9 protein-coding genes are annotated in these 9,524 nt (G+C 70.1%); 6 read left to right on the top strand and 3 right to left on the bottom strand.

Annotated elements, in window-relative coordinates; translation table 11 throughout:
* The first annotated feature begins 192 nt into the window (after nt 1-192).
* Nucleotides 193-669 carry a hypothetical protein gene (locus AAEX60_RS10875; RefSeq protein WP_342103429.1) on the top strand — a complete coding sequence of 159 codons (477 nt, stop codon included), beginning with the start codon at nt 193-195 and terminating at the stop codon, nt 667-669.
* 53 nt (nt 670-722) lie between these two features.
* Entirely contained in the window at nt 723-2,651 is a 1,929-nt protein-coding gene (gene dxs / locus AAEX60_RS10870) for a 1-deoxy-D-xylulose-5-phosphate synthase (protein WP_342103428.1), read from the top strand.
* A 4-nt stretch (nt 2,652-2,655) separates the two neighbouring features.
* Here the strand turns inward: dxs and AAEX60_RS10865 are convergent, their stop codons facing one another.
* Both AAEX60_RS10865 and AAEX60_RS10860 read right to left on the bottom strand, forming a co-directional pair.
* Nucleotides 2,656-3,891, bottom strand: a complete 1,236-nt coding sequence (locus AAEX60_RS10865) for an HRDC domain-containing protein (protein WP_342103432.1) — start codon at nt 3,889-3,891, stop codon at nt 2,656-2,658.
* A gap of 50 nt (nt 3,892-3,941) precedes the next feature.
* Nucleotides 3,942-4,544, bottom strand: coding sequence for a DUF3000 domain-containing protein (locus AAEX60_RS10860; protein ID WP_342103427.1), 603 nt, complete (start codon nt 4,542-4,544; stop codon nt 3,942-3,944).
* Between the two features lie 69 nt (nt 4,545-4,613).
* Between AAEX60_RS10860 and hemE the strand changes: the two genes are divergently transcribed.
* The 4 genes from hemE to AAEX60_RS10840 are packed head-to-tail and all read left to right on the top strand — an operon-like array spanning nt 4,614 to nt 8,275.
* The gene (hemE, locus tag AAEX60_RS10855; protein WP_446721310.1) at nt 4,614-5,675 is read left to right on the top strand and encodes a uroporphyrinogen decarboxylase; all 1,062 of its coding nucleotides are present in this window, start codon (nt 4,614-4,616) and stop codon (nt 5,673-5,675) included.
* 55 nt (nt 5,676-5,730) lie between these two features.
* The gene (gene hemQ / locus AAEX60_RS10850; RefSeq protein WP_342103423.1) at nt 5,731-6,444 is read left to right on the top strand and encodes a hydrogen peroxide-dependent heme synthase; all 714 of its coding nucleotides are present in this window, start codon (nt 5,731-5,733) and stop codon (nt 6,442-6,444) included.
* 20 nt (nt 6,445-6,464) lie between these two features.
* Nucleotides 6,465-7,214: an ABC transporter permease gene (locus tag AAEX60_RS10845; protein ID WP_342103421.1), complete on the top strand. Its 750-nt coding sequence runs from the start codon at nt 6,465-6,467 to the stop codon at nt 7,212-7,214.
* Between the two features lie 20 nt (nt 7,215-7,234).
* Entirely contained in the window at nt 7,235-8,275 is a 1,041-nt protein-coding gene (locus tag AAEX60_RS10840; RefSeq protein ID WP_342103419.1) for an ABC transporter substrate-binding protein, read from the top strand.
* Between the two features lie 24 nt (nt 8,276-8,299).
* On the opposite strand, the gene AAEX60_RS10835 is transcribed toward AAEX60_RS10840, so the two are convergent.
* Nucleotides 8,300-9,430, bottom strand: a complete 1,131-nt coding sequence (locus AAEX60_RS10835; protein WP_342103417.1) for a hypothetical protein — start codon at nt 9,428-9,430, stop codon at nt 8,300-8,302.
* Between the last annotated feature and the right edge of the window lie 94 nt (nt 9,431-9,524).

Genomic DNA, 9,524 nt, shown 5'->3' with positions numbered 1-9,524 from the left:
TGTCCTTCCCGTCTCCCTCCTCCCCGTTTGGGGTCACCCACGACTGTTGTGCGCGCCCGCCGGGCGTCGAACGGGCTTGCGAAAAATTGTCAGAGGTGGGTGGCAACCTTCTTCGCATCGGGACCGATGACTGGGATTGCCCTGCGCCACGGCCCCGACCTATCATCGAACACATATTCGAAGGAGTGCGACATGTCGGTGGCCTTCAAGCAGTACCAGGAGCCCAGCCCACAGGAATTCCACTCCGGCGGGTCCGTGCGGATCGTGCCCCGGGGGCAGCGCCCTTGCCAGGGGGCTCCGGACCAGGTCTACGTGCCCCCGGGGTGGCCGGCCGAGGTCCTGCCGCCCGGAGCGCCGGACTGGGAGGCCAGTGCGATCGGTTGGTTGCTGGACCAGTGCCCCGCGGACTACCGCGGCTACCCGGTGCTGCGTCGTCATCCCGTCGTGCTGGCCCGCTTTGCCGCCGAATTCGTGGAGGGCCAGATCCGCTCCTCCCGGCAGGCGCTGGCCACCGCGCGGCCCAGCCTGGGGGAGTTCGTGGACCACGGGGTGCTGGACCAGGCGGCGGAGGCAATCCAGACCGAGGGGGCACGGCTGGTACGAGTGCGACGGGCCGTGATGCTGGTGGAGGAGGCCCTGCGGGGGCGGATTTTCCTGCGCAAACTCTGACCGCGGGCAATTGGTCCGGCAACCCCTTGGGAAACCGCCGTAGGATGGTCCCTATGGCTTTGTTGGACCAGATCACCCAGCCCAGCGATCTTCGTGCGCTCTCCCGCGAGGAGCTCGACGAGCTCGCGCGGGAGATTCGTGCCTTCCTGGTGACCAATGTGAGTCGTACCGGGGGGCATCTGGGGCCGAACCTGGGCGTGGTGGAACTGACCATCGCGCTGCATCGGGTCTTCGACTCGCCGCACGATCCGCTGGTCTTCGACACCGGGCACCAGAGTTATGTGCACAAGATCCTCACCGGCCGCGCGGGCCAGTTCGAGGGGCTGCGGCAGAAGGGCGGCCTGTCGGGCTATCCGTCGCGGGCCGAGAGCGAGCACGACTGGGTGGAGAATTCCCACGCCTCCACCTCGCTCAGCTGGGGCGAGGGCCTGGCCAAGGCCTTCCGGCTGCGCGGCGAGGACCGCACCGTCGTCGTGGTGGTGGGCGACGGGGCGCTGACCGGCGGCATGACCTGGGAGGCGCTGAACAACATCGCCGTCCAGGAAGACCTGAAGCTGGTCATCGTCGTCAATGACAACGGCCGCTCCTACACCCCGACGGTGGGCGGGCTCGCCACGCACCTGGCCGGGATGCGGACCGACCGTCGCTATGAGCAGGCGCTGGGCCTGGCCAAGCGGGGCATCAACAAGACTCCCGTGGTGGGCAAGCCCGCCTATGACCTGCTGCACGGCATGAAGACCGGCCTGAAGGACGTGCTGGCCCCGCAGGGGATGTTCAGCGACCTGGGGATCAAGTACCTGGGACCGATCGACGGCCACGACGAGGACATGGTGGAGCGCGCCCTGGAACAGGCCAAGGGCTTCGGTGGCCCGGTGCTGGTGCACGCCATCACCCAGAAGGGCCGCGGCTTCAAGTTTGCCGAGGACAATGAGGAGGACCGCTTCCACGCCGTCGGCCAGATCAACGAGCTGACCGGCGAGCCGCTGTCCGCCAGTGTGCAGGCCACCTGGACCGACGCCTTCAGCGACCACATGGTCAAGCTGGGGGACCGGTATCCCGAGCTGGTGGCCATCACCGCCGCGATGCTGCACCCGGTGGGGCTGGCCCGGTTCAGCCAGGTCTTCCCGGAGCGGGTCTTCGACGTGGGGATCGCCGAGCAGCATGCCGTGACCTCGGCCGCCGGCCTGGCCGCCGGTGGGCTGCATCCCGTCGTCGCCGTCTACTCCACCTTCCTCAACCGCGCCTTCGACCAGCTGCTGATGGACGTGGCGTTGCACAAGCAGGGGGTTACCTTCTGCCTGGACCGGGCCGGGGTCACCGGCAGTGACGGCGCCAGCCACAACGGCATGTGGGATGTCTCCATGTGCGGCCTGGTGCCCGGACTGCGGCTGGCCTCCCCGCGGGACCGGCAGCGAATGGAGCAGGCGCTGGAGACCGCGATCGGCGTCGACGATGCCCCCACAGTGGTCCGCTGGTCCAAGGAGAAGTTGCCCGACCCGATCCCGGCCATCCGGCAGCTCGACGGGATGGACCTGCTGCGGATCACCGAGGACAGCCAGGTGCTGGTGGTGGGTCACGGCCAGTTCATGGGGCTGGCGCTGGACGTCGCCGAGCGGCTGGGGCGCCAGGGGGTGCGCACCAGCGTGGTGGATCCGGTCTGGTCGCTGCCGGTCAATCCGTCGCTGGTGGACCTGGCCGCCCGGCACCAGCTGGTGGTCAACATCGAGGACTCGATGGTGGTCGGCGGCACCGGCAGCCACCTCTCGGAGGAGATGCGCCGGATGCGGGTGCAGACCCCGCTGATGTGCTTCGGTATTCCGCAGACCTTCCTGGACCACGCCAGCCGCACCGAGGTGCTGGCCGCCCACGGCCTCACCGGGCAGGACATCGCCCGGGAGGTGTTGGGCTGCTACCTGGCCGGCACCAGCGAGGTGGACGCGCCCAGCGACGCCACCCGGCCGGTGCCCAATTTCGAGCGCTGACCCGCTAGAACAACTGGCAGATCACCGGCACCAGGAATTCCCGCTGCCACGGCCGGCTGCCCAGCTCGACCAGCCGGGCTTCCACCGCGTCCGCGGTGAGGGGTTCTGGCGGCTCGAAGGTGATCCGACGCAGCACGTCCGGGCTGACCAGGTTCTCCGGCGGCAAGCCCAGGGTGGCGGCCAGCTGTTGGGTGGCGGGCCGGATCCGGTTCCACCGGGCAAAGGCCTCCGGGTGGCGACGCTCCCAGTTGCGCGGCGGGGGAGGCCCGTCGGGGCTGACCCGCAGCGGCGGCAGCTGCTTGGGGGACAGGGCGGCCACCCGCTCCAGCGCGGCCAGCCAGTTGTTCTCGTACTGGCGGGCCGTGCGCCGCTTGAAGCCGTTCACCTGGCGCAGCTCGTCCTTGGTGGGCACGTGTGCCGGCTTGGTGCTGGCGGCCCGGGCGGCCAGCTCACAGATCGCGGCATCCTGCACCAACCGGCCCGGCGCCTTGTCCAGCTTTGCCGCCAGTTCGTCACGGGCGGTCCACAGCTCCCGCACCACTGCCAGACCCAACGCGGAGCGCACCTGGTGCATGCCATTGGTGCGCCGCCACCGGTCCACTCGGACCGGCTGCTCGTCGGTGCAGTGTGCCACCAGGTGGGCGAACTCCTGGCGGGCCCATTCATGCTTGCCGGCCCGCTGCAGCTCGTCGGCCATCCGTTCGCGCAGTTCCACCAGCAGTTCGACGTCCAGCGCCGCGTAGTTCACCCACTCGTCGGGCAGCGGGCGGCGGGACCAGTCGGCGGCGGAATGCTCCTTGAGCAGCCGTAGCCCGAAGAACTGCTCGATCATCGGGCCCAGTCCAACCCGCGGCAGCCCCAGTAGTCGGCCGGCCAGTTCGGTGTCGAAGATGGCGCGGGGCACCATCCGCGCCTGCACCAGGCACGGCAGGTCCTGGGTGGCGGCGTGGATGATCCACTCCGCATCGGCCAGGGCCTCGCCCAGACCGGACAGGTCAGCGGCGCCGGAGGCGTCCTCGAAGGCCGTCGGATCCAGGATGTGGGTGCCGGAACCGGCCCGTCGGAACTGGAAGAGGTAGGACTTGTTGGAGTACCGGAAGCCCTGGGCGCGCTCGGCATCCACCGCCAGTGGCCCGGTGCCGGCGGCCAGCGAGTCGGTCATGGCCGCCAGTGCCTCGGGGGTGTCGACGACGGCGGGCAGGCCGTCCGCCGGTTCGTCCAGGACCGGTAGGTCGGCCAGGGGTTCGGGCTCGGGCACGGTTGCGCGGGCCTGGTCAGTGTCGGGACTGGTCATCGATTCCTTCCGGTGCGCGAACCCAGCAGCACGATCCCGGCGGGCACGGCGGGCAGCCCCGCGGTGGTGCACAGCAGGTCCTGCCAGGCGGCGAGGTGGGGTGACAGGGGACAGGCGCCGGACTGCTGGTCCAGCAGGGGAGTCCAGGAGGCCCGGATCTCCACCTCGGCCCGGTCCGGATCATCCTGCATCTGGCCGAAGCAGCGGCTGGAGACGGCCGTCACGGTGCCGGAGGCGGCGGCGAAGCGCGCGTCGTGGCCCTGCAGCGCGTCCATCAGCCAGGACCACCCGACGTCGGCCAGCAGGGGATCGGTCACCATGGAGAAGTCCACCTCCGCGCGGGCGAAGGTGACAAAGCGGTGGACGCCCTCCCAGGCCTCCACCCCGTGCGGGTCGTGCAGCAGCACCAGCCGGCCATTGCCCAGCTCGGCGCCCTCACTGATCACGTCGGCAGCGATGGCGGTGGAGAACGGGGCGATCCGCTGGGGGGAGGGAATGGCCTCCACCTCCACCTCGGGCCGCCACCGGTAGCCCTCCAGTTCCCGGGTCAGCGCGGCAAAATCCTGCGCATCCTCGTCGGGCGGCAACTGAGCACTCACAGCGCCGACCCTATGCACTCCGACGGGCAGGTGGGCCGAGACTCGCCGCACCGATCCGACTGTGGTTGAATCCGGAAGGTGACTGACCTCTCCACGCCCACCCTGGTTGCTGCCGCCCGACGACAGCAGGGGACCCAGCTGCCCGTCTGGTTCATGCGCCAGGCCGGCCGCTCCCTGCCCGAATACCGCGAGCTGCGGGTGGGTACCCGGATGCTCGATGCCTGCAGCGACCCCGGCATGATCCACGAGATCACCCTGCAGCCGGTGCGCCGGCACCAGGTGGACGCAGCGATCTTCTTCTCCGACATCGTGCTGCCGCTCAAGGCGATCGGGGTGGACCTGGACATCGTCGCCGGCACGGGCCCGGTGATCGCCCAGCCGGTACGCACCCGCCGGGACCTGGACCAGCTGGTGCCGCTGGAGGCCGGCCACGTCGGTTTCGTCACCGAGGCCATCGGCTCGATCGTCCAGGAGCTGGGCGCCACCCCGCTGATCGGGTTCGCGGGGGCCCCGTTCACCCTGGCCAGCTACCTGGTGGAGGGCGGGCCCAGCAAGGACCACGCCCTGACCAAGTCCATGATGGCCGGGGACCCCGAGCTGTGGGACGAGCTCTGCCGTCGGCTGGCCCAGATCTCCGGCACCTTCCTGCAGGTGCAGATCGACGCCGGCGCCCAGGCCGTCCAGCTCTTCGACTCCTGGGCCGGCGCGCTGGCCGAGCGGGACTACCGCGAACGGGTGCTGCCGCACAGCCGGGCCGTGCTCGGCGGCCTGACCGGGGACGTCCCCACCATCCACTTCGGCGTCGGCACGGCGGAGCTGCTGGGTGCCATGGGCGAGGTCGGCAGCGACGTGGTGGGGGTGGACTGGCGCACGCCACTGGACGTGGCCACCACTCGGATCGGCCCCGACAAGGCGGTACAGGGCAATCTGGATCCGGCCCTGCTGCTGGCACCGTGGGAGGTGCTGGCGGAACGGGTGCGCGAGGTGATCCGCGCCGGCGCGAAGGCGCCGGGCCACATCGTCAACCTCGGTCACGGGGTGCCGCCCACCACCGATCCGACGGTGCTCACCCGGATCGTCGAACTGGTCCACACCGAGGGTCCGGCGCTGCGCGCCGAGGCCGGGTGCTGACCGACGCCGCACCCAAGCCCGAACACCCACACCAACACCGACAAAGGAAAGCGATATGGCACGCCTGGACGTCGACAAGATCAACTCCGAACTGAACTACACCATGTGGTCGGTCTTCGCCCGGACCACCGCCGTGCGGCCCGAGGCCGTCGACGAGGCCCTGGCCGCGGTGGCGAAGGCCACCGAGGGCCGGGACCTGCAGATCCGCGGTTTCTACGACGTCGCCGGTTTCCGGGCCGACGCCGACCTGATGGTCTGGTGGCACGCGCCGGACTTCGAGACCCTGCAGGACGCCTACCTGGCCCTGCGGGCCAGCGAGTTGGGCCAGACCCTGCTGCCGGTGTGGTCCCAGATGGCCCTGCACCGTCAGGCCGAGTTCAACCGGGCCCACATCCCGTCCTTCCTGTCCGGCGAGGAGCCCAAGAAGACCGTCGTGGTCTACCCCTTCGTGCGCAGCACCGACTGGTACCTGCTGCCCGAGGAGGAGCGCAAGACCATGCTGCGCGAGCACGGCCGGATGGCCGCTCCCTATCCCGGTGTGCGGGCCAACACCGTCTCCGCCTTCGCATTGGGGGACTACGAGTGGATCCTGGCCTTCGAGTCCGACCTGCTGCACGAGACCGTCGACCTGATGCGGGACCTGCGGGCCGCCGAGGCGCGTCGCCACATGAAGGAGGAGCAGCCCTTCTTCACCGGCCGTCGCCGCGAGCTGTCCGAGATCGTGGCCAGCTGGGGCACCCCCACGGCCGACGGTTGCGGCTGCTGCTAGTGGCCGGACGAACCCGGGCCGTGCTGGCACCCATGGTGCTGGCCGTGCTCATCGTCGGGCTCTGGCAGCTGGTGGTGACCGTGGCCGCCTGGCCGGCCTTCGTGCTGCCCAGTCCGGGCGGGGTACTCGGCCGGCTGGGGCACGACCTCGCCGATCCGGCCACCTGGGGCTACCTGCGCACCACCCTCACCGAGGCCCTGGGCGGCTGCCTGATCGGCGCCCTGGCGGGTTTCCCACTGGCGGTGGCCATCCACGAGTCGGCCTGGTTCTCCGCCGCCGCCAATCCCTTCCTGGGGGCCACCCAGGCCATCCCGGCCATTGCGCTGGCCCCCCTGCTGGTGCTCTGGGTGGGTTACGGCCTGCTGGGAGTGATGGTGCTGTGCGCGCTGATGGTCTTCTTCCCGATCCTGGTGACCAGCCTGGTGGGACTGCGACACGTCAGCCCGGAGATCGTCGACGCCGCCCGGATGGACGGGGCCGGCCGGTTGGCGGTGCTGTGGTGGATCGAGGCGCCGCTGGCGCTGCCCAGTGCCCTGGCCGGGCTGCGCAATGGCTTCACCTTGAGCATCACCGGTGCGGTGGTGGGTGAGATGGTGATGGGTGGTGAGGGGCTTGGCCAGGTGCTGACCGTGCAACGAGACCAGGTGGACACCGCCGGGATGTTCTCCACCATCATCCTGTTGTGCGCCGTCGCCTCGCTGATCTACACCCTGATCCGCACCGTGGAGCGACGCTCCAAGCTGGTCGGCGCGCAACTGCGCACCCCCTGACTGCCCGAAAGGAAGACCCAGTGATCCTCAACCCGCAGCTTGACCGCCGTGCTCTGCTCACCCTGGGCGGCGCCGGCCTGCTGGCCGCCACGGGCTGTCAGGGCACCGCCATCCAGCGGGCTGAGCAGTCTGCGACGCCGTCGTCGGGTACGACGGGGATGCGGGCCACCATCGGACTGACCTACATCCCCAACATCCAGTTCGCCCCCTTCTACTGGGCCGCGGACAAGGGGCTGTTCAGCCAGCAGGGAGCCAGCGTCACGCTGCGCCATCACGGTGCCAGCGAGGGCCTGTTCACCGCGCTCGGCGCCGGTCAGGAGCAGTTCGTGATTGCCGGGGGCGACGAGGTGCTGCAGGCCAACGCCGAGGGGCTCGGCCTGGTCACCGTCGCGGGCTACTACCAGCGCTACCCGGTGGTGCTGATCGTGCCCCAGAAGTCCGCCATCCAGACCCTGGCCGATCTCAAGGGACGCAGCATCGGCATCCCGGGGGAGTATGGCGAGTCCTGGTTCGGGCTCCAGCTGGCGCTGCACAATGCATCGCTGACCAAGGACGACGTACAGATCCGCGCCATCGGTTACACCCAGCAGGCCGCGCTGGCCACCGGGAAGGTGGACGCCATCGTCGGCTTCAGCAACAACGACGTGGTGCAGTTTGCCCAGTCCGGCGTCGCGGTCCGTCAGATCCCGCTGGGCGACGACATCCCGCTGGTGAGCAGCAGCATCGTCACCAGCCGGGCCGTGTTGGAGAAGTCCCCCGAGTTGGTGCGGGCGGTCTGCCGGGCCGTCGTCGGGGGAGTGCAGGCCGTGGTGGCCGACCCCGAGGAGGCGATCACGGTGAGCGCCGCGCATGTCCCGGGGCTGGGCGCTTCCGCAGCGCAGAAGAATGCCCGGGCCACCCTGCAGGCCACTCTGCCACTGTGGCGGGGTGACCAGCAGGTGCCCAAGCTGACGCTGGATCCCGAGCGATTCGTCGCGATGGAGAAGTTCATGCGCACCGCCGGGATCATCACCAAGCCCCTGGACCCGGCCGCGGCGCTCGACGCCAGCGTCCTGGGCTGAGCCGACAGCGGGCTGGGGCCGTGGTCAGCGGGGCGGCAGGCAGGTCAGCCAGCCGGGTTCCACCCGACAGGAACGGGTGTCGGTGCCGTCCGGTTGCCGGTAGGTCACGTCGACGCCGGTGCTGTCCAGCTGGGTGGCCGTGATGGTTCCCGGCACCGCGGCGAGTTCCTCGGGCATCCCGTTCAGGCTGAAGACCAGGATGGCGTTCGGGAGCTGGCCACCGGTGACGCCGAACGCATGGGTCTCGCCGAAGCCGAGGTTGCGCTGGGGACGGGTGGCGTAGGCCAGGGTGGTGGCGTGGCGGGTTCCACCCCAGTCGTAGAGCCATTCCTCGCCACCGATCCCGCCCCCGGTGCCGTCCAGCCGCAGCCAGAAGCCGGGCACGCCCTGCTGGCTGATGCTGCCTGACGCCAGCTGCTGGGAGGTGGTCTTGCCGGTGGTCAGGTCAAGATGCCAGCCGCGCAGGGTGGCGCCGTCCTTGGTCCACAGGTCCACCCGGGAGCCGTCCTGCTTGATGTACCAGATCTCGCCGTTGATGGCAGGGTGCCGGATGGCCTGTGCGCCGTCGCCCACCCAGATCTCGTTGACCCCGTTCGCCGAGGCCACGTACAGGGTCCTGCCCTGCCAGGTGCCGAAGGAACGCAGCGGTCCGACGGGCGCGGGGGCCGCGGCGCGGGTGACGGTGGAGCTGGCGGTGCGGGTGGTGCCGGCCAACGCGATGGTGCCCTTGATGGTGGCGGTGGTCGACTGGCCGACGGCCGACCATCCGCTCAGGGTGATCCGGGCACCGGTCATCGCGGCGCTGGGGGTGACCTCGAGCACGGCGCGGCTGGCGGTGCAGGAGCGGGAACGGACCGGCACCGAGGACCACCGGCCGGCCAACTGGTAGCTGACCCCCAGATTCGCGCAGTCGATGCGGCTGGTGCCGTTCACGGTGAACCTGATCGGACGTGTGGTGGCCGCTGCGTCCAGGGTGGGCGTCGCGACGTACCAGTGCAGGTTGTCCGTCTGGTCAACCCACGGGTCGGGCTGCGCGAAGCTGGCCCAGGCCGTGGCTGGGCCCAGCGCAGGCGTGGCGGCGTGGGACGCAGTGGCAGGGATGGTGGGGAGCAGGAGTGCGCCGAGCAGGAACGAGGCGCCGAGGGTGCGATGCATCACGGAATCCTTTGCGAGCAAGCCGTTCGCGGCGGCCCCAGCGCCTCCGCGGTCCGGTATTCATCACGCTAACCCCGACCCGCCAACTATGTTG

The organism is Luteococcus sp. H101 (assembly GCF_038433155.1).
GTDB lineage: Bacteria > Actinomycetota > Actinomycetes > Propionibacteriales > Propionibacteriaceae > Luteococcus.
The sequence above is the reverse complement of the archived record's forward strand: the minus strand, read 5'-3'. Positions and strand labels throughout refer to the sequence as shown.

Excerpts from the sequence above, each read along its gene's own strand:
- AAEX60_RS10835 (WP_342103417.1), bottom strand. The coding sequence starts at position 9,430 with ATGCATCGCACCCTCGGCGCCTCGTTCCTGCTCGGCGCACTCCTGCTC.
- dxs (WP_342103428.1), top strand. The coding sequence starts at position 723 with ATGGCTTTGTTGGACCAGATCACCCAGCCCAGCGATCTTCGTGCGCTC.
- hemQ (WP_342103423.1), top strand. The coding sequence starts at position 5,731 with ATGGCACGCCTGGACGTCGACAAGATCAACTCCGAACTGAACTACACC.
- AAEX60_RS10875 (WP_342103429.1), top strand. The coding sequence starts at position 193 with ATGTCGGTGGCCTTCAAGCAGTACCAGGAGCCCAGCCCACAGGAATTC.